At 31.2% G+C, this 24276-nt stretch carries 28 protein-coding genes, 1 tRNA gene and 1 rRNA gene; 11 read left to right on the top strand and 19 right to left on the bottom strand.

Annotated features, from left to right (window positions below; all coding sequences use genetic code 11):
* Nucleotides 1-30: 30 nt before the first annotated feature.
* Nucleotides 31-1113 carry a nickel-dependent lactate racemase family protein gene (locus NMSP_RS06805; RefSeq protein ID WP_086908418.1) on the top strand — a complete coding sequence of 361 codons (1083 nt, stop codon included), beginning with the start codon at nt 31-33 and terminating at the stop codon, nt 1111-1113.
* On the opposite strand, the gene NMSP_RS06800 is transcribed toward NMSP_RS06805, so the two are convergent.
* Nucleotides 1105-2211, bottom strand: coding sequence for a site-2 protease family protein (locus tag NMSP_RS06800; RefSeq protein ID WP_086908054.1), 1107 nt, complete (start codon nt 2209-2211; stop codon nt 1105-1107). The genes NMSP_RS06805 and NMSP_RS06800 overlap by 9 nt on opposite strands.
* A gap of 73 nt (nt 2212-2284) precedes the next feature.
* Here NMSP_RS06800 and rimI point away from each other — a divergent pair, with 73 nt between their 5' ends.
* Nucleotides 2285-2782, top strand: a complete 498-nt coding sequence (gene rimI / locus NMSP_RS06795) for a ribosomal protein S18-alanine N-acetyltransferase (protein ID WP_086908417.1) — start codon at nt 2285-2287, stop codon at nt 2780-2782.
* A gap of 40 nt (nt 2783-2822) precedes the next feature.
* Nucleotides 2823-3053, top strand: coding sequence for a transcriptional regulator (locus NMSP_RS06790; protein ID WP_086908053.1), 231 nt, complete (start codon nt 2823-2825; stop codon nt 3051-3053).
* Here the strand turns inward: NMSP_RS06790 and NMSP_RS06785 are convergent.
* Complete coding sequence (locus NMSP_RS06785) at nt 3046-3873, bottom strand: class I SAM-dependent methyltransferase (RefSeq protein ID WP_086908416.1); 828 nt, start codon at nt 3871-3873, stop codon at nt 3046-3048. The two genes, NMSP_RS06790 and NMSP_RS06785, sit on opposite strands and share 8 nt — an antisense overlap.
* A 5-nt stretch (nt 3874-3878) precedes the next feature.
* Nucleotides 3879-5666, bottom strand: a complete 1788-nt coding sequence (locus NMSP_RS06780) for a ribosome biogenesis/translation initiation ATPase RLI (RefSeq protein WP_086908052.1) — start codon at nt 5664-5666, stop codon at nt 3879-3881.
* 94 nt (nt 5667-5760) lie between these two features.
* Here NMSP_RS06780 and rrf point away from each other — a divergent pair.
* Nucleotides 5761-5880: ribosomal RNA gene (gene rrf, locus NMSP_RS06775) — 5S ribosomal RNA — on the top strand.
* 54 nt (nt 5881-5934) lie between these two features.
* Nucleotides 5935-6063 carry a hypothetical protein gene (locus NMSP_RS08720; protein ID WP_264080391.1) on the top strand — a complete coding sequence of 43 codons (129 nt, stop codon included), beginning with the start codon at nt 5935-5937 and terminating at the stop codon, nt 6061-6063.
* Between the two features lie 2 nt (nt 6064-6065).
* Here the strand turns inward: NMSP_RS08720 and NMSP_RS06770 are convergent, their stop codons facing one another.
* Both NMSP_RS06770 and NMSP_RS06765 read right to left on the bottom strand, forming a co-directional pair.
* Nucleotides 6066-7541, bottom strand: coding sequence for a leucyl aminopeptidase (locus NMSP_RS06770; protein WP_086908051.1), 1476 nt, complete (start codon nt 7539-7541; stop codon nt 6066-6068).
* Between the two features lie 22 nt (nt 7542-7563).
* Nucleotides 7564-7953 carry a hypothetical protein gene (locus NMSP_RS06765; protein ID WP_086908050.1) on the bottom strand — a complete coding sequence of 130 codons (390 nt, stop codon included), beginning with the start codon at nt 7951-7953 and terminating at the stop codon, nt 7564-7566.
* Nucleotides 7954-8028: 75 nt separating this feature from the next.
* On the opposite strand from NMSP_RS06765, the gene NMSP_RS06760 reads away from it, so the two are divergent.
* From NMSP_RS06760 to fsa, 3 genes are read left to right on the top strand one after another with little or no spacing between them, the layout of a single operon-like run.
* On the top strand, nt 8029-9696 hold the full coding sequence (locus NMSP_RS06760; RefSeq protein WP_086908049.1) for a ribulose-phosphate 3-epimerase: 1668 nt from the start codon (nt 8029-8031) through the stop codon (nt 9694-9696).
* On the top strand, nt 9693-10667 hold the full coding sequence (locus NMSP_RS06755) for a transketolase family protein (RefSeq protein ID WP_086908048.1): 975 nt from the start codon (nt 9693-9695) through the stop codon (nt 10665-10667). The genes NMSP_RS06760 and NMSP_RS06755 overlap by 4 nt, the downstream gene beginning before the upstream one ends.
* Nucleotides 10664-11329 (top strand): fructose-6-phosphate aldolase, encoded by a 666-nt coding sequence (fsa, locus tag NMSP_RS06750; protein ID WP_086908047.1) that lies wholly within the window; start codon nt 10664-10666, stop codon nt 11327-11329. Before NMSP_RS06755 ends, fsa begins: the two co-directional genes overlap by 4 nt.
* Before the next feature lie 44 nt (nt 11330-11373).
* Here fsa and NMSP_RS06745 read toward each other — a convergent pair whose 3' ends face one another.
* The gene (locus NMSP_RS06745) at nt 11374-11634 is read right to left on the bottom strand and encodes a hypothetical protein (protein WP_086908046.1); all 261 of its coding nucleotides are present in this window, start codon (nt 11632-11634) and stop codon (nt 11374-11376) included.
* Between the two features lie 176 nt (nt 11635-11810).
* Between NMSP_RS06745 and NMSP_RS06740 the strand changes: the two genes are divergently transcribed.
* Nucleotides 11811-12572 carry a hypothetical protein gene (locus NMSP_RS06740; protein ID WP_225971267.1) on the top strand — a complete coding sequence of 254 codons (762 nt, stop codon included), beginning with the start codon at nt 11811-11813 and terminating at the stop codon, nt 12570-12572.
* An 11-nt stretch (nt 12573-12583) separates the two neighbouring features.
* Here NMSP_RS06740 and NMSP_RS06735 read toward each other — a convergent pair whose 3' ends face one another.
* Complete coding sequence (locus tag NMSP_RS06735) at nt 12584-13606, bottom strand: magnesium transporter CorA family protein (protein WP_086908044.1); 1023 nt, start codon at nt 13604-13606, stop codon at nt 12584-12586.
* 164 nt (nt 13607-13770) lie between these two features.
* Here NMSP_RS06735 and NMSP_RS06730 point away from each other — a divergent pair.
* Nucleotides 13771-13842: transfer RNA gene (locus NMSP_RS06730), tRNA-His, on the top strand.
* Nucleotides 13843-13853: 11 nt separating this feature from the next.
* Here the strand turns inward: NMSP_RS06730 and NMSP_RS06725 are convergent.
* Genes NMSP_RS06725 through NMSP_RS06710 form a run of 4 tightly spaced genes read right to left on the bottom strand, consistent with a single transcriptional unit; the run spans nt 13854 to nt 15639 of the window.
* Entirely contained in the window at nt 13854-14201 is a 348-nt protein-coding gene (locus tag NMSP_RS06725; RefSeq protein ID WP_086908043.1) for a hypothetical protein, read from the bottom strand.
* 40 nt (nt 14202-14241) lie between these two features.
* Entirely contained in the window at nt 14242-15000 is a 759-nt protein-coding gene (locus NMSP_RS06720; RefSeq protein ID WP_086908042.1) for an SAM-dependent methyltransferase, read from the bottom strand.
* Between the two features lie 25 nt (nt 15001-15025).
* Nucleotides 15026-15295, bottom strand: coding sequence for a stationary phase-response protein (locus NMSP_RS06715; protein WP_086908041.1), 270 nt, complete (start codon nt 15293-15295; stop codon nt 15026-15028).
* Nucleotides 15296-15330: 35 nt separating this feature from the next.
* Nucleotides 15331-15639, bottom strand: a complete 309-nt coding sequence (locus NMSP_RS06710; protein WP_086908040.1) for a Rieske (2Fe-2S) protein — start codon at nt 15637-15639, stop codon at nt 15331-15333.
* Between the two features lie 39 nt (nt 15640-15678).
* On the opposite strand from NMSP_RS06710, the gene NMSP_RS06705 reads away from it, so the two are divergent.
* Nucleotides 15679-16458 (top strand): GNAT family N-acetyltransferase, encoded by a 780-nt coding sequence (locus tag NMSP_RS06705; RefSeq protein ID WP_086908039.1) that lies wholly within the window; start codon nt 15679-15681, stop codon nt 16456-16458.
* On the opposite strand, the gene NMSP_RS06700 is transcribed toward NMSP_RS06705, so the two are convergent.
* Genes NMSP_RS06700 through eno form a run of 8 tightly spaced genes read right to left on the bottom strand, consistent with a single transcriptional unit; the run spans nt 16455 to nt 24276 of the window.
* The gene (locus NMSP_RS06700; protein ID WP_086908038.1) at nt 16455-17324 is read right to left on the bottom strand and encodes a fumarylacetoacetate hydrolase family protein; all 870 of its coding nucleotides are present in this window, start codon (nt 17322-17324) and stop codon (nt 16455-16457) included. The two genes, NMSP_RS06705 and NMSP_RS06700, sit on opposite strands and share 4 nt — an antisense overlap.
* Before the next feature lie 6 nt (nt 17325-17330).
* Nucleotides 17331-19040: a glutamate--tRNA ligase gene (gene gltX / locus NMSP_RS06695; protein ID WP_086908037.1), complete on the bottom strand. Its 1710-nt coding sequence runs from the start codon at nt 19038-19040 to the stop codon at nt 17331-17333.
* A 20-nt stretch (nt 19041-19060) separates the two neighbouring features.
* Complete coding sequence (locus NMSP_RS06690; protein ID WP_086908036.1) at nt 19061-20041, bottom strand: polyprenyl synthetase family protein; 981 nt, start codon at nt 20039-20041, stop codon at nt 19061-19063.
* Nucleotides 20028-20678: an isopentenyl-diphosphate Delta-isomerase gene (gene idi, locus NMSP_RS06685; protein ID WP_086908035.1), complete on the bottom strand. Its 651-nt coding sequence runs from the start codon at nt 20676-20678 to the stop codon at nt 20028-20030. Before idi ends, NMSP_RS06690 begins: the two co-directional genes overlap by 14 nt.
* Entirely contained in the window at nt 20671-21423 is a 753-nt protein-coding gene (locus tag NMSP_RS06680; protein ID WP_086908034.1) for an isopentenyl phosphate kinase, read from the bottom strand. The genes idi and NMSP_RS06680 overlap by 8 nt, the downstream gene beginning before the upstream one ends.
* A 23-nt stretch (nt 21424-21446) precedes the next feature.
* Entirely contained in the window at nt 21447-22388 is a 942-nt protein-coding gene (mvk, locus tag NMSP_RS06675; protein ID WP_086908033.1) for a mevalonate kinase, read from the bottom strand.
* 18 nt (nt 22389-22406) lie between these two features.
* A complete protein-coding gene (gene rpsB, locus NMSP_RS06670) occupies nt 22407-23030 on the bottom strand; it encodes a 30S ribosomal protein S2 (protein ID WP_086908032.1) in 624 nt (207 codons plus the stop codon).
* 7 nt (nt 23031-23037) lie between these two features.
* Nucleotides 23038-24276 (bottom strand): phosphopyruvate hydratase, encoded by a 1239-nt coding sequence (gene eno / locus NMSP_RS06665; RefSeq protein WP_086908031.1) that lies wholly within the window; start codon nt 24274-24276, stop codon nt 23038-23040.

Here is a 24276-nt window from a genome sequence, read left to right as displayed (position 1 = left end):
ATTTATTTTGGTTTGTATTTAGTATCTATTATGCCTGAAATTTGGTTAAATTATGGGATTACAGACGTTGTTTTGGATATAAAGGCAGAGAATTTAGAGCAAAAAATTGATTCTGATGGCAAAATTCTAGATGATCAAGCAATTATGGAGAAACTCAATACTTTGGATTTATCCAAACCCATGGAACTAGTAGTTTTACATAACTCCAAATCGATTCTCAAAATTATTACAAGTCTATTCACTCTGTGCGAACAAAAATCTAAACCCTTTCCAAAAATTTTGACTGACAAAAAAATCCTAAATTTAGTTAAATCTGGTTTGCCTGAAGGTAGTTCAATAAACGAATTTGATGATGTTGAAATTAAAAATTCTAATCTTGTTTTTATGGGAGAGATGGGATTTGATGGTTTATTTGGATATGAAACTGTTGCAACTCGTTTAATCAAAAAATTCGGAGAAGAATCTATGCTTTCAGCTTATGCTAAAAGACAAAGTAATCTTCCAACACCTGGACAATATACAGAAAGTTTAACCGAGGCAAAAAAATTTGCAGATAATTTTGAGATACAAGCAATTGAAATTATTGCAAATTCTGAAGGAATACTTGACTTTACAATTGCTCATCCTTCAAAAACACTTTCTACAACAAAAACTCTAGAATCAAATTCAATCAAAGATATTGGTGAGCATAAAACAATAATCATGAGTACTGGTAAAGATGCAAGTAACGACACATTGGGAAATTCTTTATCGTCTCTTTGGAATTGTTCAAATGCTATCAAAAAAGATGGGTTGGCAATTTTAGTTGCTGAATGTAAAAGTGGTTTAGGTTCAGATGCTATTCAACAATATATTGAAGATAGATTAACACTTGAACAGTTAAGGAATCCTACCAAATACATTAACGGAATGGAAGATTTACTTTATCTTTCTGAAATACAAAAGAATTTTCAAATTGGCCTAGTTTCAATTCTACCTGAATTTTATGCAAAAAAACTTGATATGATTTCTTTACCTGGAATAAAATATTCTATGGATTATATTTTAAAAACACAGGGTGCAAGACAAAAAGTTACAGTAGTTGCAGATGGTGCTAGACTCTTTCTAAGGTAAAATACCTGAAAACAATCCTGATGGTAATGGTGCACACAAAACCGCTAATACTATAATTCCGATATATGCCAGTTTTCTATTTTTTGTAAGAGGTGAGACATCGTCAAGTGGTGTTGCACTTGGGTTTTTCATTGACATAACTAAAATTAAGATTGCCATGAGCCAATAATTTAACAAAACAAGTATCAACATGCTACCATATGTGGCATATCTATGAATTTTTTGACCCAAAAGAGTTCTTGCCATGTGTCCACCATCAAGTTGCCATGCTGGAAGTAAATTCAAAAATGTAATTAAAAATCCAATCCATGCTGCAAACATTACTGGTGTCATAATTACTTCGTGACCTGGACCTCCTTTACCAAACACAGCTAAACTTGCAGTCATTAGTAATGGTTCTCCTTGTTCCCATTCAACCAAAACCTGTTCTGCAAATAGTCCTTCTGCAATTTCTTGATCTAATATTGGAGCCGTATATGCACCATAAAGTGATACAATAATTGCAATTGCTAGTCCTGCAATTGGTCCTGCAATAGCTACATCAAATAAGATATTACGATTAATTGTCAATCCTTTTGATTGAATGAATGCACCAAATGTAGGAATTCCAACTATTGGCAACCCTGGAATAAAGTAAGGCCAACTTGTTTTTAGTTTATGTGATTTAGCTGCAATGATGTGACCAAGTTCATGTGTTCCTAAAATTCCTAAAAGTGCAAGTGTATACACAATTGCCATTTCAAATGGCTCTCCAATCTCTATAATCGAATTTGTACCTGATGTCCTATAATACCCGTCAATCATTACAAATCCAATTACAACTGCAAACAATATTCGTGGTGTCCATGTTGCATTGAGCCATTTTCTTGGTTTTTTTATTGTAAATTTTTGAACTTCAATCAATATCCCTTCATCATTTTTTACTACTTTGCAAACATAACTCATGTTTTCTAAGGCTCTGGCTAAATCTTCAAATTTTGTTTGAAATTCTGAATTATTAATTTTAAATTGTAATGTAAATTCTGTTTTTGTAAATTCTTCCACATCAAAAATTGAATTAACCAATGAAATTACGCCATCTTGAGAATCTTCAACCATCTATTTTCCTATCTTTTATTCATTAATGATCTTTGTGTTTAAAATTAAATATTGATTGTTTTATCCTGTATTTGTGCAAGTGATTTTGAGACAAATTGGTGATTGCAATATTCGTAGAGCCGCACAAAGCGATCTAATTTCTGTTATGGAAATTAATCTCAAAACTTTACCTGAACACTATTCTGATTATTTCTATGAATCACTACTTCAAGAATTACCTGAAGCATTTTTGGTTGCAGAAATTAATGGTAAAATTGTTGGATATGAAATGTGTAAAACTGAATTTGGTTTTTCAAATTTTAAAAAACTGGGTTTTGTAAAAAAAGGTCATGTTGTCTCTATTGCAGTACTAGATGAATATAGAAAAAAAGGAATTGGTAAAGCACTTGTTGAAGAATCTGTAATAGGTGTAAAGAATAGAAATTGTGATGAGTTTTACCTAGAAGTTAGATGTAGTAATACTGATGCTGTTCGTCTTTATGAAAAACTTGGATTTGTTATTAGACAAGAACTAAATGCATACTATCGTGATGGTGAATCTGCTTATTTGATGGCAGTTGAATTGAATTAGTATATTAAAACAATAAATAACTCAGAAAAAATTTTCCGATATGGATAAACGCAAGGGGATGGGAGTTCTAATTTTTGTATTGTGTATTGGTGGATTCTTTGTTTATGCATATCTACTAATGTTATCTGAATGGTCTCCAATTGTTTTACAGTTATCTGTATTGATGGCTGTTGGTGGTATTCTTGGAATTATTGCATGGATAGGGTATGTGATGGCAACAACAAAACCTACATCTGCAACAATTACATCAGCTGATGATTCATCTACTTAGTGATTTTAACATCTACAACAGTTTGATAATATCTTGGACCTACAGCTCTTACAATTTTTGATCCAAGAATTTCTGATTTTACTGGTGTGATTTTTTTATAATGTTCCTCTGTTAATTTCCCAGCTTCAGATTTTTTATCTGCATGAATGTGAGAATAATAATGAATGATACCGCCATTTTTTGTTGTACTGATTGCAGAATCTAAAAATTCATCTGATCTTTCTGGTAATAATGTCAATGTTCTGTCTGATTTATCGATTAATTGCTCTTCAATAATTTTTGATGCATTACCATTAATTGAAATCACTTCTCCTGCTAGTTTGTTAATTGCAATATTTCTTTCACAAAGTTTTGATGCAATTGGATTTAAATCTAGACTATATACTGTACATTTTTTCTTTTTTGCAGCCATTATAGAAAACATTCCGACGCCTGCAAACATGTTTGTAATTACTTCCCCATCCTGAGTTAATTTTGCAATTCTTTCTCTTTCTGTTGATAATCGAGGCGAGAAAAATGCATTTTCTACATCCACAATAAATTTACACCCAAATTCTTTGTACTCTGTTTCCGTATTGTCCTCTCCGGCTAAAATTTCTAGATTTCTGGTGCGAAAATCTCCCTCTACTGCCGATGATTGATAAAATACACTTTTTACAATTTTTACCTCATTTAGTAGAGTTTCACCAATAATTTTTTTCTTTGATAATAGTGAGTCTGGGATTCTAACAATGATTATATTTCCAATTTGATCAAATGCTGAAATCAATTCATTACTTTCTTGTGATGTTAGAACGCTTTCTAGTGATTTTTTTAGCATTCGAGTCAATGTTTGTAGTAAAAGTTTCCTGATGCCTTTTGATCTTTGTCTAATCTACTTTCTATTTTATTTACTCTTGGTCTCAAACTTTTTTCATCTCTTCGAAATGACATGTCTAATGATTTTAGGAATCTATTCATTGCTTCTGATTTTGGAAGTGGTGATGTTGCAGTTCCTGCTTTTCCTGATTCACCTTCAAAAATTATCATAGAATCTGACATCAAATCCATTAATTGTAAATCGTGATCAATAATTATTGCTGATTTTCCAAATGAACGAACAAATTTCTGCAAAAATTTTGCAACTGCAATTCGATCTTCTACATCTAAAAATGCTGAAGGTTCATCTAATGCATACAAATCTACTTTTTGAATTAGACATGATGCCACAGCAATTTTTTGAAGTTCTCCTCCTGAGAGATTTTTAACTGATTTGTTGTATAATTTTTTAATTTTTAAAGGATCTAGAATTTGTTCCTCTTCTTGACTTCCCTCAATTGGTCCTCCATTTGCTTTTTCTAAAAGTGCAATCACTTCAACATCAATATCATTTTGTAGATATTGTGGTTTGTATGCAATTTTGATCTTTTTATCAACAGAACCTACATCTGGTTTTTGAACACCTGCAATCATTTTCATCATTGTTGTTTTTCCAAGAGCATTTGCCCCCATAATTCCCAAAACTTCTCCTTTTCTTACTCTTCCAGGCTCAATGGATACTGAAAACGAATCAAATTTCTTTTCTAATTTTGGATAATTTACTATTTCTGTATCTTCTTGAAAAATATCTGTTGAAGACGATGATACATCCATGGAGAATTTTTTCTCCCTAAATCTAACATTTTCATTTGGAAGATATCCGTCAAGAAAAACATTGATTCCTATTTTGGTTGATAAAATATTTGAAACAATTCCATAAGCTGCTGGTTCACCGTATAATACTTCGATATAGTCACTGAGGAAATCTAATAATGTTAAATCATGTTCTACAACCATTACGCTTTTTCCAATTTTAGCTAATCCTTGAATTACTCTTGCAACACCTGTTCTTTGAAATACATCGTTGTATGATGATGGTTCATCAAAAAAGTAAAATTCTGTATCTTTTGATGCCGCAGCAGCTACTGCAATTCTTTGTAATTCCCCTCCACTAAGTTCTTTCAAACTTTGTTCCATTGAATTTTGCAATCCTAATTCTCTTACTAATTCTCTAGAAACTCCTCTTTCATCATATTTGTCAAGTAATTCATTTCCTGTACCGTCAAATGCTTCTGCAAGATGATGAATTTGCTGTGGTTTAATTGATGCGCGAATTTGATTTTGTTCAATTTTTTGAAAATGTTGTTTTAATTCTGTTCCACTATAATGTTTAAAAATTTCATCCCACTCTGGTGGATTTTCATACCTTCCAAGATTTGGTTTTAGTTTTCCTGAAAGTATATTGACAACTGTACTTTTTCCCATTCCATTTCTGCCTAATAACCCGACAACTTCTCCTTTTCTTGGAGTAGGTAATTTGTATAATCTAAAAGAATTTGTTCCATATTGATGAATTTTATCGGTAGCTAATTCGCTTGCTAAATTCACAATTGTTATTGCATCAAACGGGCATACTTTAACACATATTCCGCAACCATTACAAATATCCTCATCAATTTGCGCCTTTTTTGATTCTTCATGAATCGTTACACATTCTGCGCCTGATTTGTTAACTGGGCAATATTTTATACATTCTAGGCCACATTTTTGTGGCTGACATAGATCTTGATCCAATACTGCAACTCTATGTGTCATAGTTGTAATTCGATATTTTCTTTGCTTTATACCTATTTTGAGTTGATTTCAAATCTGTCGTTACCTTAATACATTAGAATTATGGAATAATTTTCAAGCCGGCCATAGCGTCAGGGTGCGACCTAATCCCGTTCCGAACTTAGAAGTCAAACCTGATGTCGCTGTTGTGCTACTAAGATGCGAGAGCTCTTGGGAAGCAACAGTGCTGGCATTTTCTACTTTTCAATCAATCTTTTAATATCCATGTTATCTGATTGAATTGATTTCAATGCCAAACTGTAGTGTCTGTGGAGAAAAATGTGATAATGACATTCGATTACTAAATCATATGATGGAAAAACATGGTTGGAGAAATCCAAATGTTGGAACTCCTGATAGAAATAGTAGAGGCTACTGATTTTATAATTTCTGTAAATAGTCTAAAATCAATCTAACACCAAATCCTGTTGCACCTTTTGGATTGTATGGCTTATCTTTTGTTGCTGCTCCTTGAGTCCAAGCAACACCTGCAATATCTAGATGTGCCCATGGTGTATCTTTAATTGCACTTTTCAAAAATGCAGCAGCTGTTATAGTTCCAGCAGCTCTTCCAATTCCAATATTCTTAATATCTGCAACATCTGATTTTATCATATCCATATAGTCTTGTGTTAGTGGTAACTCCCAAATTTCTTCTGTTGTTGTTTTAGATGATGTTGTAATTTTTTCTGTTAATTGTTCATTATTTGAAACAATTGCAGCTACATTATTTCCAAGAGCTATGATGCATGCACCTGTTAAAGTTGCAAAATCAATTATTGCCTTTGGTGAATATTGTTTTTCACCATAAGCTAATGCATCTGCTAAAATGAGCCTACCTTCTGCATCTGTATTTAGAATTTCTGCAGTTTTTCCATTGTATAGTTTTATTATGTCGCCAGGTCTATATGCTTCTCCTCCTGGCATATTTTCTACTGAAGGTATAATTCCCACTACATTAATTGGCAATTTTAATTCTGAAACTGATTTCATTATTCCTAGCACTGTACATCCTCCACATTTGTCAAACTTCATTTCATCCATACTTTGACCGGGTTTTAATGAAATTCCACCAGTATCAAATGTAACTGCTTTTCCAACTAATACAATTGGTTTTTGATTCTTAGGTCCATTGTTGTGCTCCATTGTAATTAATTTTGGTTCATTCTTACTTCCTTTACCTACTGCTGTAATTCCACCAAAACCTTTTTTCTTTAATTCTGGTTGCGAAATTACAGTACATTTCATTTTATTCTTTTTTGAAATATTTTTAGCAAAATTTGCTAATGTTGTAGGTGTGCATTCGTTTGGAGGTAAATTTGCAATACTTTTTGTAAATATTGCACCATCTGCAACAGACTCAGCAATTTTGATTGCTTTTGAAATCTTACTTGATTTAGAAACTATGATTGTCATGTCTGGTGATTTATCTACTTTTTCAGCTTTAAATTTATCAAATTTGTATAATGACATTTTTGCACCTTCCACAATTTGGGAAATTGATGAAACTGAATCATTTACAAAAGTTGGAGGGACTATGATTGAAAATTCTTTTAATTTTAATTCTCTTGCAGTTTGTGCAATTTTACCTGAAACAAATCTTATTGTATCGTTTGTAATGTTTTCTTTTTTTCCAAGACCTGCAAGAAGGATTCTTTGAGCCTGTTTTTTTCCTGGAATTGGAATAATTGTTAATTTTCCAAGTTTACCGTTCATATCTTTTAATGATTGATTTATTGATGACGTTGTCTTAGAATCAACTTTTGGTAATCCTAAAACTTTATTCGAATCTTCTAAAACAAATCCACATAGAAGTTCTGTTTTTCTTTTTGCAGAACTGTCTCTTTTTATCTTCATTATACATCCTGTTTTTAAAGCATTATTTAGATTTTCTATATGCTAATTTTTTACTATTTGTAATTAATGTAAATGATCTAACAAATACTGCTTTAGCACTCTTACATTCATTACTGCAAATATTATCCATTTGAACAAATTTTGTTTTTCTTGATTTAGTAGAGAAAATTGCTTTGATTAATGGGAATAATGCTGCTCTTCCTCCACTTGCAATTTTTTCATCGATAAACCAAAACATCTCTAATGCTGAATCATCTAGAATTTCTTTTCTTATTTTTTCTCCAAAATCAGAATAATGCCCTACCATTGTAATTTTTCCTCTTGAAAAAAAATTTACAATTGTTGCAAATTTTATACAAACATAACATTGATCATCAAAAAGTACAATTGGAATTTCATCTTTAATTTCCATATTTACATTAAATTGCGATCAAATTAAAATATTGCAGAAGTAGATTTTTATTCAATTTGTGAAGAAACGATCCAGATGGGCCTGAATTATTATCAAATTAAAAAAAATATTCTAAGAGCTCGTAAATTAGTAATAAAGGCAACTAATACTGCAGGTTCTGGACATCCAGGTGGCTCATTTTCAATGGCTGAAATTTTGGGTTGTTTATTTAACAAACATTTGAAATTTGACCCTCAAAATCCTCAATGGGAAGATCGTGATAGATTAGTATTATCAAAAGGTCACGCTGCACCTGGATTATTTTCTAATATGGCCGTAGCTGGATATTTTCCTGAGTCTGAAATTGAAACTTTACGAAAATTTGGCAGTAAATTACAAGGTCATCCCGATTTGAAATGTCCTGGTGTTGAATTTTGTGGAGGCTCACTTGGTACGGGATTATCTTATTCTGTTGGAATTGCACTTGCTGCAAAAATTGATTCTAAAGATCATCATGTCTATACGATAATTGGTGATGGTGAATCTGATGAAGGCCAAGTTTGGGAAGCTGCAATGACAGCTACAAAATACAAAGTTGATAATCTAACTGCTTTTCTTGATAGAAATTTTATTCAACAGGACTCTTACACTGAAAAAATAATGCCATTAGATGAAAAATTAGAGAGTGATGATATTACAGAAATGTGGAAAGATGCATCACGATGGAAGACTGGTGATAAATGGAGATCATTTGGTTGGAATGTTCTTGAAATTGATGGACATAGAGTTGAACAAATTGATGCAGCAATAACAAAAGCAAATGCAACTAAAGGAGTTCCTACAATTATTATTTCTAGAACTATCAAGGGAAAGTCTTTGGAACATATGGAAGACAATCCACAATGGCATGGTAAAGCCCCGGATTCTGATGTTGTTCCTATAATTAATTCTGAATTAGATTCTCAATTTTTGATTGCTCCTTCAATTATTGCAGGTGATATGTCTAATTTAGAAAATGAAGTTAAGAGATGTGTAACTGGAAGATCTGATTTAATTCATCTTGATGTCATGGACGGTCAATTTGTTCCGACAAAAACTTTTGATCATAATAAAATTAAAGAACTTCGACCATTAACTGTAATTCCATTTGATACACACCTTATGATAAATGATCCTGTAAAACATGTGAGGGATTACATAGATGCTGGTAGTGATATAGTCACAGTCCATGCCGAAGTAACTGATGAGTCTAGTTTTGGAGAGATTCATGATACTTTAAAACAAAATCAAGTTGGTGTTGGTTTTGCTATAAACCCCGATACTGAATTACCTGAATGGTCTTACAAATTTTTGTCAACATTGGATCAACTAATTGTCATGTCTGTTGTTCCTGGAAAATCTGGTCAAAAATACATTGAAGAAACTCATTCCAAAATGGCTAGATTGAACTCTATTCTTAGTGAACACAATTTTTCAGGCTGCATCGAGGCTGATGGAGGTGTAAATATTGAAAATATAGGCTCTGTATTTGCAGATGGTGCACGTGCTTTTGTCGGTGGCGGTGCAATTATTGGACAACAAGATGTTAGAGCTGCAATCAAAGATTTTAGAAATGCAGTTTTAAAATCAAGGCGACGAATGTTACTTGATCAAGCAAATCAATTGGGTGGTTCAGATTTAGTGAACAAGTGGATTGGATTGCATGTTATTGGTGCAAAACAAGAAGAAATTAAAAAAATTGCAAAGGAGGTAGGGTATCTATGAATGACCCCATAATGACTGACATGCGTTCAGAATACTCAAAGTCATTAATTCAAGTTGGACATGAAAATTCAAATGTTGTTGTTTTAGGAGCTGATACAACTGATTCATTAAAAACTTCTGGATTTGGAAAACAATTTCCTGATAGATTTTTCAATGTTGGTATTGCTGAAGCAAATTTAGTTACAATGTCCGCAGGATTGGCTGTATCTGGAAAAGTTTCTTTTGCAAGTACTTATGCAATTTTTTTACCTGGAAGGGCTGTTGATCAAATTAGAAATAACATTGCATATCCTTCACCTCCAGGAAAAAAAGGACTTAATGTAAAATTGGTTACATCACATGGGGGTTTGTCTGTTGGACCTGATGGAGGGTCACATCAACAAATTGAAGACATTGCAATAATGAGGGTTATTCCAAACTTTCGTGTTTTTATTCCTGCTGATACAATTGCTGTTTCAAAATTAACTAATTTGATGGCATCTGAATATGGACCATTTTACATGAGAATGGCAAGATCAAAAACCCCTTTAGTTCATTCAGAATCACAAGAATTCAAAATTGGTAAAGGAATAACTGTTAGAGATGGTTCTGATTGTACAATTGCTGCATGTGGAATAACTGTTAGAATGGCATTAGAAGCTGCTGAGATGTTACAAGAAGATGGAATTTCTTGTCGAGTTTTAGATATGTTTTCAATCAAGCCTATTGATGGGGAAATTTTGGAAAAGGCCGCAAGAGAAACTGGATGTATAGTTACAACTGAAGAACATAATATTCTTGGTGGAATGGGTTCAGCAGTGGCAGAATCTGTTTCTGAATCTTATCCTGTTCCAATTAAAAGAATTGGAGCCCAGGACATGTTTGGTGAATCTGCACGTGATGCTGAAATTCCATTACTTTTAGAAAAGCATGGGATTACATCTTTTAATATGGCAAAACAAGCTAAAGAATTAAGGAGTAAAAAAATATGAAAATTTTTCTTGATACTGCTAATTTGGAATCCATAAAAAAATTCAATGATATGGGTTTGTTAGACGGAATTACAACTAATCCTTCTTTAATGTCAAAAGAAGGTGGTAACCCTAAAGACGCAATGGAAGAAATTACAAAAATTATTCAAGGCGATGTTAGTTTAGAAGTTGTTAGTACTGATTATTCTGGAATGCTTGAAGAAGGTAAACGTCTTCGTGAATATGGTGATAATGTTGTTGTTAAAGTTCCAATGACTCCTGATGGACTAAAAGCATGTAAATCTTTTTCATCACAGGGAATTCCTGTAAATGTCACTTTGATATTTTCTGCAAATCAGGCTTTACTTGCAGCAAAATCTGGTGCAAAATATGTTAGTCCATTTATTGGAAGATTAGACGATATAGGTCAAGACGGAATGAATTTGATTAAAGAAATTAAAGAAATTTTTTCAAATTATACTTTTGAAACACAAATTCTTGTTGCCAGTGTTCGTCATCCATTACATGTAATTGATGCAGCAAAAATTGGTGCAGATGTTGTTACGTTACCTCCAGGTGTCTTAGATAAAATGCTTCAACATCCTTTGACAAAAATTGGTTTAGATAACTTCCTTGCAGATTGGGAAAAATTAAAACAAAAAAATCCAGATGCTAAAATCTGATCAATAATAGAAAAATATAAGAAAAATAAAATCCAAAAAGGAGTTTATGTTGTACCTTTTCTTGAACCAGTTCCTCTGCTAGTACTTCTTGTACTACCTTTTGTTGAAGGTCTTTCTTTTGGCTCTGGGGTGTCTGAAAGTTTTCTTCTACCAGTACCTCTACCTGTTGAGACTGTTCTGTTACCTGCAGCTTTCTTTCTTTCAGCTTGAATTTTTTTAAATTCTTCACCTGAGAATTTGAGATCGCCTACATCAACTTCTATAGTTCCGGTACCTCTACCTGTTCTAACTTTTACTTTAACCATGTTTTTACTAAAATCATCTACGGGCTTTTATAAGATATGTCTATATTTTCCTCATAAAAACAATATATCATAATTTCATTTTATTATGATACATTAAACTTCTGCTTTTTGATTTGTATCATTACTGTAAAATTATCTTAATTTAATAAAATAACATGAGGAAAATATTTCTTATTTTGCCTGCTATTGCATTTGCAGTACTTCTTTTGAATGGATTTTATGGACATTTACTATTTACCTCTCCCTATGATCAAGAAATAAACAAATATTCAATTTATGTACATTTTCAAGAAGAATGGAATAGTTTTCCTGCAAATGTTTTATTTGAAATAACAAATGTTTGGTCTAATCCAAATCCTACTGATCATGTTTACTCTACTGATTTTTCTAATGTTTCTAATTTTGATAATTATAATTTTAACAATTTGCAATTTCAAGATAATCGAGGTTATGTTGAATTAAAACATCAATTCAGTGATTGTAATTCAAGTTGGAAACCTATGACATATCGTTATGCAATTGATTCAGTTAGAACTCAAATTGAATTAATTCAAGGTTCTGAACTTAATACTGACACTTATGTTTCAATTATACCTAATGTTAAAACTGTTAACTCAGTTGAATCAAATTACTATGCTCAATTCATTCCAATTTGTTCTGATAAAAAAATTACATCTTACGAATATTCTATTTCTATTGATGATCGAAATACTTGGTTTGATGTATATTTTGTTGACTCCAAAAAACAATTTGACAATTATTTAAAATCTAAAAAATTTAATTTTTATACAAATGATAGTTGTTTTGGAAAAAGTTATACCAGTTTTAGTGGAATTTGTGAAAATATATCTGGAAACTCTGGATTATTAATTCTAATTCCTGATAATTTGAGTCGTTCCTTAACAAAAATTGAAATAAATCTTCATGAAAAAATTTAGAATTTGTTTTACTAACTACTAATCCAACCTAATTTTTTGAAATAAATGAACATCAAGATTGCAGGTATTGCAGATGCAAGAATTACGACTATGAACGTAGTAAATGGCCCTAAAATCATTGCATTTTCTCCTATTCCTCCTGGTAGATTCACATTCATTCCATAAAATGTTCCAATCACTGTTGATGGAATGGCTAATGTGAAAATCATTGTTAAGACAGCTAAAACTTTGTTTGTTTTTTCATTACTTAATACAAAGTCTGTATCTTTGTAAATTTCCATTGTTTCCCTTGATTCCTCTAATGTTTCAATTACTTTGTCAATGTGATCAATTACATCATCAAAATATAGGCCAAGCTCGTCATCTGAATTATCTGAAAATCTTTTAACATTTTTTGCAATTTCTAATACAAATCTCTTTAGCGGTACTGATATTCTTCTTAATCTGTTAATTTCCCTTCTAAGTAAAGCAATACTTCTGGCAACTGGTTTTGATTCATCAAACACATTATCCTCCATTTCATCTAAATTTGCAATAATTTTTCTTGATGTGTGTAAAAGATCATCTACTAAAGCATCTATAATTTCATGAAGTAAATCTCCAGATGACTCACCTACTAATCTATTTTTTAATTCTTTATCAGAATCTAAAACACATGTTTGTACTAATTGTACTAATGGTTTGAGATCTCCTTGATGTACAGTTACTAGAAAATCTTTTCCAACAAATATGGATAATTGACTATTTTTTGAAATTCCAATTTTTCGTGCAAGTGGTGGAAATTGTAAAATTACAAAGAAATGATCATCATAACTATCAAGTTTTGGAAGTTCAAATTTTGTCATACAATCTTCGATGTTTAATTCATTAAAGTTGTAATTTGGAGCTAATTTTTCAACATCATCTCTATCTGGATTTTGTAAATCTATCCATGTGAATCCATTACCTTGGATTTTTTCAATTTTTTTTTCTATAGGCATTGCTAATGATTTTTTTCCTGAACGTAACCTGTTAGTGATGAATCCTCGTCTCATGGTGAAAAATACCCAGATTCTTCAAATTTAAAGCGATCGTTATTTCTTATTCACAAATAATATTTTATTCCAATTTGAGCCTAATTTTTTATTAATTCTTGATTGTTCTTACCTTCATTCAATCTTAAAGATTATTACAGGATGAAAAAATTAATTTTTTTGTGGCCCTCGTAGTACAGTGGTTAGTATAGAGGATTGTGGATCCTCGGACAGGAGTTCGATTCCCCTCGAGGGCCCTCTGTTTATTTTAAAATATTCCGAACTTACTTGATTCCATCTCTTCTTTAATGGCAACTTTGAATCTAGGTGATTTCTTTTCAACTTTATTTGTTAGCCATGTAAGAAATTTTTTATCTGTTGTTTTACCTTTCAATTTTCCAAAGTCATCACCCATCATTGATTCCAATTTTTGAATCAATGTCCTATTCACACTAAGTACAAAAAAATGCCATCCAAATGCAAATTCTGAATCTGTCATAACAAAGTCATCTTCCCCGTGAACCATTTCTTCTAAAAATCTAAGTTGTTGTGTTAATGCTTTACTTGTTTTGTCGTAATCTATTGCAGATACATTGATGTTTAGTCTGCTTTCCATAATTTTTTCATGGACATACAAAATAAAAGGCTTACACTCATTATTTTAGTAAATACTCAAAATCAATATCAAAATGCATTTTCATTATTCCAATATACGTTCTAATTGATTCTGGTATTTCTTCAGTACATGTTACACCTAACTCTTTAGCATTAATCCAAATAATCAGTGTTTGAAGAATTGTAAGAAATCTATCGTTTTTTATTTCTGAACCTGACATGGATTTAGTGTATCTTTCTGCAAATTCCCATGCTGTTACAAAATCTATACACTTAACTCCAAAAACTGCTAATAATTGCTCCTGCAAATTTTTTGCTTTTTCAAATGGTATTTTATTTATTATATATGGAAAATTTACTTTGTCAGGAAGATAATTTGGTAGTGGTCCCCAGATTGTAATTATTTTTGTTTCTGGTTTTAATTCTTTAAATTTTTGGGTCATCTCATTAATTATTTCTTCATCTGTAAACCAAAATAATATTACAGTTGCATCTGACAAATCTGTTTCTTGTATGTTTTGATAAATTAATTCTACATCAATCTTTTTTTCATTAATGTTATTTTTTCCATTTTTGATTTTTTCAGGATTATTGTCGATACCTATTGCTTTTTTAACATTGAATTCTTTATTTGCTATTTCTATTCCTTTTTCATCATGACAACCTAGGTGGTAAAATGTATCTTCTTTTCCCAGTGCAGCAAATTTGAAAATTTCTCTGAATGTTTTTTCAGGTAATTGAACATCTTCTCCACTAAGAACATTTTTTGGAAGTGTGTCTAAATATTCTTCAAACTTCAATAACTATACTGATTCAAACAAGAATTTATTCTCTTATGCTTTCTAATTTTGATACGGCTTGCCATAATTGAGTCCTTACATACGATGGCATGTTTGGATCTTGTGTAACATCATCTAATAGACTGATTGTATTTGCAGCTCTAACTGATAATGAATATTCTTCTTTAACTAAATCTGTAACAAGATCAGTAATTGACTTCTTTATTGTTTTTGGAGTTGAATTTGTTGAAATTATTAGGTTTAATGTATCGATAGCCTCTTTCATTGCCTGTTTATTTTGAGTTTCGTCTGCCATCTTTAACATATTTTCTTAAAAATTAGCACATATAGTTATAGCTCTACAAATACACTATCAGATTCGACTACTACACTATATGATGTCAAATCTCTTAATTTCATTGGAAATTTTAAAAATTTACCATCTTTACAATCAAATTCTGCTGCATGCCATCCACACGTAATTACACATCCGTCTAATTTTCCTTCTGATAAACTAGAACCTGAATGAGTACATGAATCATCTGTAGCAAAATATTTGCCATCGATATTTGCTACTAAGATGTCTCTACCATCTATTGAAACTTTTATCATTTTTCCAGGAGGTATGTCTGATGTCTTTCCTGCAATTATTTTTCCCATGAGCCTTTTTATTTGATTATTCTTAATATTTTTTCGTATATGCAAATTAGAGAAGCAAATATTTCTGATAAAAGTTCTGTATTAAAATTTTGTAAAAATACATTTTCTTGGGGTGATTATATCGAAAAAGTTTGGTCCTCTTGGATTGATGAAGGAAATTTATTTTTATTTGAAAAAAAATCTCCAGTTGGAATATGCCATGCATTTTATTCTGAAAATCAGATATGGATAGAGGGTATTCGTATAGATCCCAAACATCGCAGAGAAATGATTGCATCCAAACTTGTAACTTATGCAGAATCAATTGGGAAAAAACATCAAAAATTATTTTCTTACATGTTGATAGATACTGAAAATAAAAATTCAATTTCTATGGCTACTTCATTAAATTATGATACTCTTGAAACATGGAATTATTATTCATTAAACCCTAAAAAAAATTCAAATTTTAAAATTGAATTTGAAAAATCTGTAGGTAGTGAAATTTTTACTTTCTATGTGGATTCATGGAGATGGATTAAAACTACTAAACAAATTTTGACTGATCTATCTTCTCAAAATAAAATTATTCAATCTAATCTAAATGGAAAAAAAACTACTGCAATAATTGGAAATTACAAACATATTGATAATACGCTAATTGTTACACTATCTTCAGGCTCATTTGATACTTTATCTAATGTTTTGTTTTATCTACAAAATTTTGCATTTGAAAATAATTATGAACGAATTCAAATTTTGACTAATAAAAAATTAGAATTTTTTGATGCTTTAGACTACAAAATATCGTTTTATTTAATGAAAAAATCTTTACATTAATTTGATTTAATGACTTTAATCGTATTGTTTAGTGTTCCTAAACCTTCAATTTCCATTTCAATTTGATCCCCATCTTTTAGGTATACTGCATTTGGTTTGTTTAGCATTACGCCTGCAGGCGTACCTGTTGAAATTATGTCCCCTTTTTGCAATGTCATTACTTTAGTAATTTTTGAAATTATTTCTGGAATTTTAATAAACATATTACTTGTTGAGGAATTTTGTCTAATCTCCCCATTGACTTTCGTAACCATCTTTAGATTTTGTGGATTTTGTATTTCATCAGCTGTTGTTATCCATGGTCCACATGGTGCAAACGAATCAAATCCTTTTCCTCTTGTAAATTGTTTATCTTTATTTTGAATATCTCTTGCTGAAACATCATTGAAAATCATATAACCAAAGATCATTTCTGAAGCATTTTCAATACTGACATTTTTACAATCTTTTCTAATAATTACTGCTAATTCTATTTCATAATCTAGTTGAGTAACAAAGTCTGGACAAACAATGTCTGATTTTGTATGATTTAACGCTGTTCTAGGTTTTATTACTAATGCTGGATCATCAGGTGGTTGTAATCCTTGTTCTTTTGCATGATCCACATAATTGAATGCTAAGCAGATTATTTTATTTGGATTTGGAATCGGTGCTAATAATTTGTATTTTGAAATATCTTCTCTATATTCTAATTCATTAGTTTTATTCTTAATTTCCTCATACCACCCATCAAACAAGAAATCTTTTACATTAATGGGAATTGGTACGCCTGTTAATTCTGTAATTTCACTTTTAATTGCTATTTTATCGTCTTTAACAAAACCATATGTCTCATTAGTCCCGTCTGTTACTCTAACTATTCTCATATTGCATCACTTATGTGTAAAAATTGCTTGATTTTGTGAATCTTTTCTGCAGTATCCAAATCTAATAAATTGTATTTCTTCACCTTCTTTTAATTGTAAGTAATGTGGTTCACAGTAAGCATCAAGTTCTTCTAGACTGTCTTCGTTAAACTTTTCATCAATAAACAATATTTTTGGAATAATAATTTTAATTTTATGCCCTGTTTTTTGTGAAACCCATTGTATCTTTGGAATGTTTGTAATATCTCCATCTTTAACATATTCCCCTTCTAGCTCTTCTCCGTACTTTGTAATCAAAATATTCCCTAATCCTAAAAGTCTAACCTGTTCTCCCTCTTTGAGATTTTCTGCATCTTCTCCAGAAATGTAAAAATTTCCGTCAACCTCAATGTTACGTTTACCCAAATCATTTACTGGATGATTTGAAATTTCAACAGATGTAATTGTAAATTTTTTTACTGATAATTTTCTTGGACTAGTAATCATATACAATCTAATGCTACTTTCATCAACAAATTTTCTGTTAAATGCTTCAAGGGAATCAAAAGGTGCTAAAGTATTTGCTTTGGTTAACCCTAAAGACATGATAAATTTTCTAATTGCCTCTGGTTTGATCCCTCTTTTCTTTAATGCCTCTAAGGTTGGTAATCTTGGATCGTCATACCATGAAACTTTACGTTCTTCTATCAGTGGTTTGATAATTCTTTTTGAAATTGGCATACCTTTGAATTCCAATCTTGAGAAAAACCCTTGTTGTGGTTTTCTCATATTTAGTGAATCTAAAATTGCTTCAGTCAACTCTTCTCTCAACTCAAATTCTTTTGAACGAAAAGCGTGCGTAATTCCGTCAATACTATCTTCAATTGCTACTGCAAAATCATAACTTGGCCAAATCCTATATTTTTCGCCTACTGTGTAGTGTTTTCCTTCAATAATTCTGAATAAAACTGGGTCTCTCATTACTGCGTTATCAGCTTGCATGTCTCCTCGAAATCTAACTATTGCTTCACCTGGATTAAATTTAGTTTCCATTTTTTCCCAATTACTGATATTTTTATCAACATCTTCTCTACTGCATTTGCATGCTTTTCTCTCCCGTCTATTTTTACTAATGTCCTCTCTTTTACATTTACAAATGTAGGCTTTTCCAGAATTAATTAACTCAATTCCTTTTTCATAAAATACTTCCATATCATCTGAAGTACTTTTGACAACATCGAACTCAATTCCTAACCATTCTAAGCCTACTTTAATTGCAGCATGGTATTCCATTCTTTCAGCTTCAGGATTTGTATCATCCATTCTTAGAATGAATTTTCCTCCATACATTTTTGCATATTCTGAATTAATGATAGCTGCTTTTGCATGGCCTATGTGTGGATACCCATTTGGTTCTGGTGGAAATCTTGTAACCACATTTCCTTGTTGTGCATTTTTTAATTCTGGTAGGCCCTCTCTTTCTTTAATTTTTTCTTTAGGAGTTAAAATTTCTGGATATTTTTCTTCAATTTCTTTTTTTTGTTCTTCTATTGATAATTGATTAACATTTGAAACAATTTCTGAAATTTCAATTGAAATTTCTTTAACTTTGGTTCTAAATTCTGGTTTAGTTCCAAGAATTTTTCCTAAAATTATTTTATCCCTGGTTTCACCACCATGTTCAAATGCATTTTGAAGTGTCATTTTTCTAATTTCTTTTTTAATCTCTTCGTCCATGATTTCTCTCTCTATTGTAACTATACACTTCGTTTAACTACAAAATCTAATAATGCAACTAATTCTACTTTGGCAGTTCCTTTGTACTTTGTTAGTGATTTCTCTGATTTTTCAGCGTATTTTAGAGCCTGATTCCTTACTTTTTCTTCGATACCTAATGAACGAATTACTTCAACAGCCCTATTCAGATCCTTCTTTGAAATTTTAGAATTGCCAAATGCTTTTAAAATTATTTTTTTCTCATTGCCTTTTGCTAATTTGATTGCCATTAAAATTGGAAGAGATTTTTTGCCTTCTCTTAAATCATTTCCTACTGGTTTCTTTGTAACTTTAGGATCTCCCATAACTCCTATCAAATCATCTGTAATTTGAAATGCAATTCCTAAATTTCTTCCAAATGTTGAAAGATTTGAAATATCTTTTGGTTTGTTTGTTGCACAAATTGCTCCCATTGCGCATGATACATCAAATAATGCTGCTGTTTTTTTACCTATCATTGTAATGTATTCTGCTGCGGTTGGTATCCTTTTTTCATCTGCCATTTTAATATCTAATAATTGACCTTCACAAACATCTACACAAGCTTTTGCAAGTCTAGATATCAGATGTGTATTTGCATTAGGTGATAATTTTGATTCTGAAATAATTTGAAATGCTTTTGAAAATAATACATCTCCTGCTAATATTGCAACTGGCATACCAAATTTTTTATGTACTGTTGGAACTCCATGACGCATTTCATCATTATCCATAATGTCATCATGTACTAGCGTAAAGTTGTGTACCATTTCTACTGCACTTGCAGCAATCATTGCTGTTGATGATTTACCGCCTAAAATTTGACAACTTCTAATTACCATGTATGGTCTAAGTCTTTTTCCACCATTAACAATAAGATGTCCTGCAGCATCATAGAGTTTTTTTGGATTACCCTTTAATTTTGAATTAAGATATTTGTTTACAATTTTAGCATTATTTTCAATTTGTTTAGTTTTTTTCATTTACTAATCTCCATTTTTCTGTTGGAATATGGGTTTTAATTGCTTCTTGTAACCCTTGATGGATTTCATCGCTCATCCATGCAGATAAGACACCCTCATGTTTTTTGAGCATAGATTTATCCGATTTTTCAAGTAATTCTAATGCAATTAGCATCCATGGACAATAAATTTGAGGATTTATTTTAATTTCAGTAATTAGTTCCTTTGCTGAAATCCATTTAATTTCATCAATCTCACCTTCTATTTCTTTCAACTTTGTATTTTTATCAATCACCCCAACTAGAGTTCCACAAACTTCATTTTCAGATCCTACATCTTTGTATGGTACATGGTATTCAAATTTATGAAAATAATCTAATTTTCCAGAAATCCCTAATTCTTCAGGCATCCTTCTTTCACCTGATGAAACATATCCTTCTGATTCTCTTGGATGACTTGCAAATGTACCATCCCAATCTCCTGGCCATAACATTTTTTCTTTTGCTCTTTTTGTTAATACTAACCTTCCATCTTTATCAAATAATAATGCGGTAAATGCTCTATGTAATTTTCCATTTGGTAAATGACATTTTACTTTTTCTTCTGCCCCAATTGGATTATCGTTTTCATCCACTAATATTACAAATTCTTCAGACATTTCTTTTTCCTCTAAACATGGTTCCTTTAAACTCTCTATTTTTAACAGCTGCTACAATTCTTTCTGGTTTTTTTCCATTTACAAAAAATACATTCATACCCATTTTAGAAATTTTAATTGCTTCTTCCACTTTTCTTGTCATTCCTCCTGTCACATCCATTTTATTTTCTGACATTAATGGAACACTTCCTTTTAGTTCAGAAATTACTTTTTTTGATTTAAGATCCGAATAAAGTCCATCTTCATTTAATGCAAAAATACACAATCTTGGTTTTAGAACTTTTGCAAAATGTGTCATTATTTTATCTCCTGATAGGATGTATGTTTTATTTTGACCAAACCATAATGCATCTCCATATGTAACTGGGATTAAGCCTGATTTTGCTATTTTTTTAACTTCATTGATCTTCTTTGAAATTGGTTTATTGCCTGACATAAAATCTGTTGGAGGTAATGAGTATGGATTTGATTTATTTTTTAGTAACGAATCTAAAATAATTTTATTTAATTCAATCATTGAATTTTTAATAATTGATACACCTCTGATATCGTATTTTCTTTCTTTGGTATGCATATCATATTTTACAGACCAATAATGTCCATATGAACCGCCTCCGTGAACAATTATGATTGGTTCTTTAATTTTTTTCAAACTTTTTGATAAATTATCTATTGTTTTTTTCCTTGCTGATAACGGCTTTTCTTTATTTGTAATAATTGATCCGCCTAATTTTATCAGAATCATGTTGTACCAAACTAATTAATCAATTAAAAAGTGTTCAGTCCTTTGTAATCTATTTTTGCTGGAAAACATTCGTATTTCTTATTTGTGAATTCTTTTAATGTATTTTCCAAATTCGATTCATTTGTTAATGCAAAAATACAGCCCCCGCCACCAGAACCTGTTATCTTTGCGCCGTAAGATGAAATTTGTCCAATTTCAATCATGTTTTCTAATTGTTCATTTGAGATTCCAATTTCCTCTAAAAACTTTTGATTCTGATTTATTTTTTCTCCAATTTCATTTATTTTATTTTCTTTAATTAATTTTAAAACATCTTCTACTAATTTTGATTCTAAATTTGATAATTCGTTAAATTTCTCCTTGTTTTTATTCTCAAATTCTTTCACTTTTGAAACCATTGATTCTGTTGAATGTTCAATGTTTGAATTTGCAATCACTAATTGAAAATTAGGTTCATCTTTGATTTTTTTAAATCCGCTATTCTTGTCATATTCCATTAACCCTCCATACGTGGAAACTGTACAATCTGCACCTGATGTATTTTGATAAATTGTTTTTTCAGCCTCAATGGCAAGTTCTAATATCTTTTCCTTCGAAATTTTTCCAAATAATTTGAAAATAGCCGCAGCACCTGCTACACAACATGCTGATGATGAACCTAGTCCTGCCCCTAATGGAATTTCTGACTCTATTTCAATTTCTAGCCCTTCCTTCTGATCTTTGATTGCTTTATTTGCTAAATAATAAAATGGTTTTAACGGTGAATCAATTTTTGAAATTGATTTATTTGGCTGTAAAACTAATTTTCCTATTTTTGAATTAATTGAAATTTTCTTTTCCTTAGTTTTTTCTGCAGTTACTGTAACCCTTTTGTTTATAGAACATAAAATTGATTTAATTCCATAAACAACAAAATGTTCTCCAAACAGAATAACTTTTCCTGGAGCTGATGCTTTAGATTTCAATTAAACACTTTAATTTTTTTATTCGATTTCCTCTTCGGTAATCTTTGCTTCGAAATCATCAATTTCATATTTCATTGATTCATTTTCTTTCAACTCTCCTTTTTCAATGAGAATTTGTCTAACTAGTAACCAGTAAATTGTTGCTAGTGCTTTTCTTCCTCTATTATTTGCCGGAATGATAATATCTAATTTTGATGTGATGTTGTCTGTGTTTGCAATTCCAATTACTGGAATTCCTGCGTTAGTTGCTTCAATTAATGCTTGTTCATCTACTTCAGGATCTGAAATAACAACTAATTTTGGTTCAATGTAATATGGTAATGATGGATTTGTCAATGTACCTGGCATGAATCTTCCAAGTAATTTTTTAGCTCCTGTCATCTCACAGAATTTTTCGATAGGAATTTCTGCATATCGTCTACTAGAACAAACGATGATATTTTCTGCTCCTAGTCTATTGATGAATTTAGCTGATGTATTTATTTTTGCTAGAGTCATATCAATATCTAGCATATAGAGTCCTTCTGGACTGGCTTTTGTGATAAATGGTTTCATGAATTTTGTCTTTACTTGTGTTCCGACTCTGATCCCAGTTGAAATGACTTTTTTCTTAATATCCACTGTTTCTTCTTGTTCACTCATGACGATTTTAAATCTCCGCCATGCCACATATAAAATCATGCCCTGATAAACGCAATAATTCGTTCAATTTTGCTACTCTTTCGCCTCCTACCACGCCTACTTTGAGCATTTTTGATTTTGTTGCAATTCCTATGTGTGAAATTTGTGAATCTGTAGATTCTCCAGATCTATGTGATGTGATTAATCTGACATTGTTTTGATTTGCAACATCTGCAAATTCTAATGCATCATACAGGCTACCTGCTTGGTTCACTTTCAAGATTGCCGCATTACATGCTTTGATGCCAATTGCTTTTGTTAGGATATCTTTACTGGTTACAGTCAAGTCATCACCTGTAACTAATGTATTTGGAAATTTTGCAGTCAATTCTGCCATATCTTCAAATGCCTCTTCATGAACTGCATCTTCAGCATAAATTAATTTAAATTTGTCAATAATGTCTGCTGCAAAATCAATCTGTTCACCTGTTGAATTTTCAAATCCAGCTCTATCGTAGATGTACTTTCCTTTTTCTTCATTCCATTGTGTTGATGATGCAAAATCTACTCCTAATGACACTTCTTTACCTAAAGTGAAGCCTAAATTCTCACAAGCCTTAGCTGAAACTTCTAATGCCTTTTGATTTTCTAATTTTGGTGCCCATCCTCCTTCATCTCCCCTTCCGTTAGTGAAGTTAGGATCCTCTTTTTCCAAAACTTTTCTCAATTCTTTATGAACTGCTAGATTTGTCTCAATTGCATTTTCAATAGTTTTTGAACCTGTTGCACAAATTAAAATTTCTTGAATATCTGGAGTTCCAGGTCCAGCATGTGCTCCCCCACCTAAAATATTTCCTAGTGGAAATGGACATTTAGCTTCTGAATTTGGAGATAATGTTTTGAATAGTGGTTGTTCTAATGATTGTGATGCAGATTCCATTGATGCAATTGTTACAGCAAAAGCAAGTGCACCGCCAATAACTGAATAATTGTTGGTATTGTCCAAACTTTTCAATGTTTCATGAATTGTTTTCAAATCTGATGAATCTAAACCGATGAACTTTTGTGAATTCTGTGTTAGTATCTTTAGGCTTTCTTCTGGACCGCCACTGGGAAAACTTGTTGCTTCATATTTTCCTACACTTGCACCTGATGGGGCACAAACCCTTCCTAGAAATTTGTTATCTGATTTTACATCAACTTCAATTGTTTTACTGCCCCTACTATTGAATAAAACTCGTCCTTCAATAGAAGTAATTTTAGACAA

It is taken from the genome of Candidatus Nitrosomarinus catalina, assembly GCF_002156965.1.
GTDB lineage: Archaea > Thermoproteota > Nitrososphaeria > Nitrososphaerales > Nitrosopumilaceae > Nitrosopumilus > Nitrosopumilus catalinensis.
The sequence above is the reverse complement of the archived record's forward strand: the minus strand, read 5'-3'. Positions and strand labels throughout refer to the sequence as shown.

Coding starts and splice junctions, on each gene's coding strand:
- NMSP_RS06725 (WP_086908043.1), bottom strand. CDS start 14,201: ATGGAAAGCAGACTAAACATCAATGTATCTGCAATAGATTACGACAAA.
- gltX (WP_086908037.1), bottom strand. CDS start 19,040: ATGGACGAAGAGATTAAAAAAGAAATTAGAAAAATGACACTTCAAAAT.
- NMSP_RS06765 (WP_086908050.1), bottom strand. CDS start 7,953: ATGGAAATTAAAGATGAAATTCCAATTGTACTTTTTGATGATCAATGT.
- NMSP_RS06755 (WP_086908048.1), top strand. CDS start 9,693: ATGAATGACCCCATAATGACTGACATGCGTTCAGAATACTCAAAGTCA.
- rpsB (WP_086908032.1), bottom strand. CDS start 23,030: ATGAGTGAACAAGAAGAAACAGTGGATATTAAGAAAAAAGTCATTTCA.
- NMSP_RS06700 (WP_086908038.1), bottom strand. CDS start 17,324: ATGAGAATAGTTAGAGTAACAGACGGGACTAATGAGACATATGGTTTT.
- NMSP_RS06760 (WP_086908049.1), top strand. CDS start 8,029: ATGGGCCTGAATTATTATCAAATTAAAAAAAATATTCTAAGAGCTCGT.
- NMSP_RS06805 (WP_086908418.1), top strand. CDS start 31: ATGCCTGAAATTTGGTTAAATTATGGGATTACAGACGTTGTTTTGGAT.
- NMSP_RS08720 (WP_264080391.1), top strand. CDS start 5,935: ATGCCAAACTGTAGTGTCTGTGGAGAAAAATGTGATAATGACATTCGA.
- NMSP_RS06770 (WP_086908051.1), bottom strand. CDS start 7,541: ATGAAGATAAAAAGAGACAGTTCTGCAAAAAGAAAAACAGAACTTCTA.
- NMSP_RS06680 (WP_086908034.1), bottom strand. CDS start 21,423: ATGATTCTGATAAAATTAGGCGGATCAATTATTACAAATAAAGAAAAG.
- NMSP_RS06690 (WP_086908036.1), bottom strand. CDS start 20,041: ATGAAAAAAACTAAACAAATTGAAAATAATGCTAAAATTGTAAACAAA.
- idi (WP_086908035.1), bottom strand. CDS start 20,678: ATGTCTGAAGAATTTGTAATATTAGTGGATGAAAACGATAATCCAATT.
- NMSP_RS06785 (WP_086908416.1), bottom strand. CDS start 3,873: ATGCTAAAAAAATCACTAGAAAGCGTTCTAACATCACAAGAAAGTAAT.
- NMSP_RS06715 (WP_086908041.1), bottom strand. CDS start 15,295: ATGGCAGACGAAACTCAAAATAAACAGGCAATGAAAGAGGCTATCGAT.
- NMSP_RS06780 (WP_086908052.1), bottom strand. CDS start 5,666: ATGACACATAGAGTTGCAGTATTGGATCAAGATCTATGTCAGCCACAA.
- fsa (WP_086908047.1), top strand. CDS start 10,664: ATGAAAATTTTTCTTGATACTGCTAATTTGGAATCCATAAAAAAATTC.
- NMSP_RS06790 (WP_086908053.1), top strand. CDS start 2,823: ATGGATAAACGCAAGGGGATGGGAGTTCTAATTTTTGTATTGTGTATT.
- NMSP_RS06745 (WP_086908046.1), bottom strand. CDS start 11,634: ATGGTTAAAGTAAAAGTTAGAACAGGTAGAGGTACCGGAACTATAGAA.
- NMSP_RS06735 (WP_086908044.1), bottom strand. CDS start 13,606: ATGAGACGAGGATTCATCACTAACAGGTTACGTTCAGGAAAAAAATCA.
- NMSP_RS06705 (WP_086908039.1), top strand. CDS start 15,679: ATGCAAATTAGAGAAGCAAATATTTCTGATAAAAGTTCTGTATTAAAA.
- NMSP_RS06710 (WP_086908040.1), bottom strand. CDS start 15,639: ATGGGAAAAATAATTGCAGGAAAGACATCAGACATACCTCCTGGAAAA.
- NMSP_RS06800 (WP_086908054.1), bottom strand. CDS start 2,211: ATGGTTGAAGATTCTCAAGATGGCGTAATTTCATTGGTTAATTCAATT.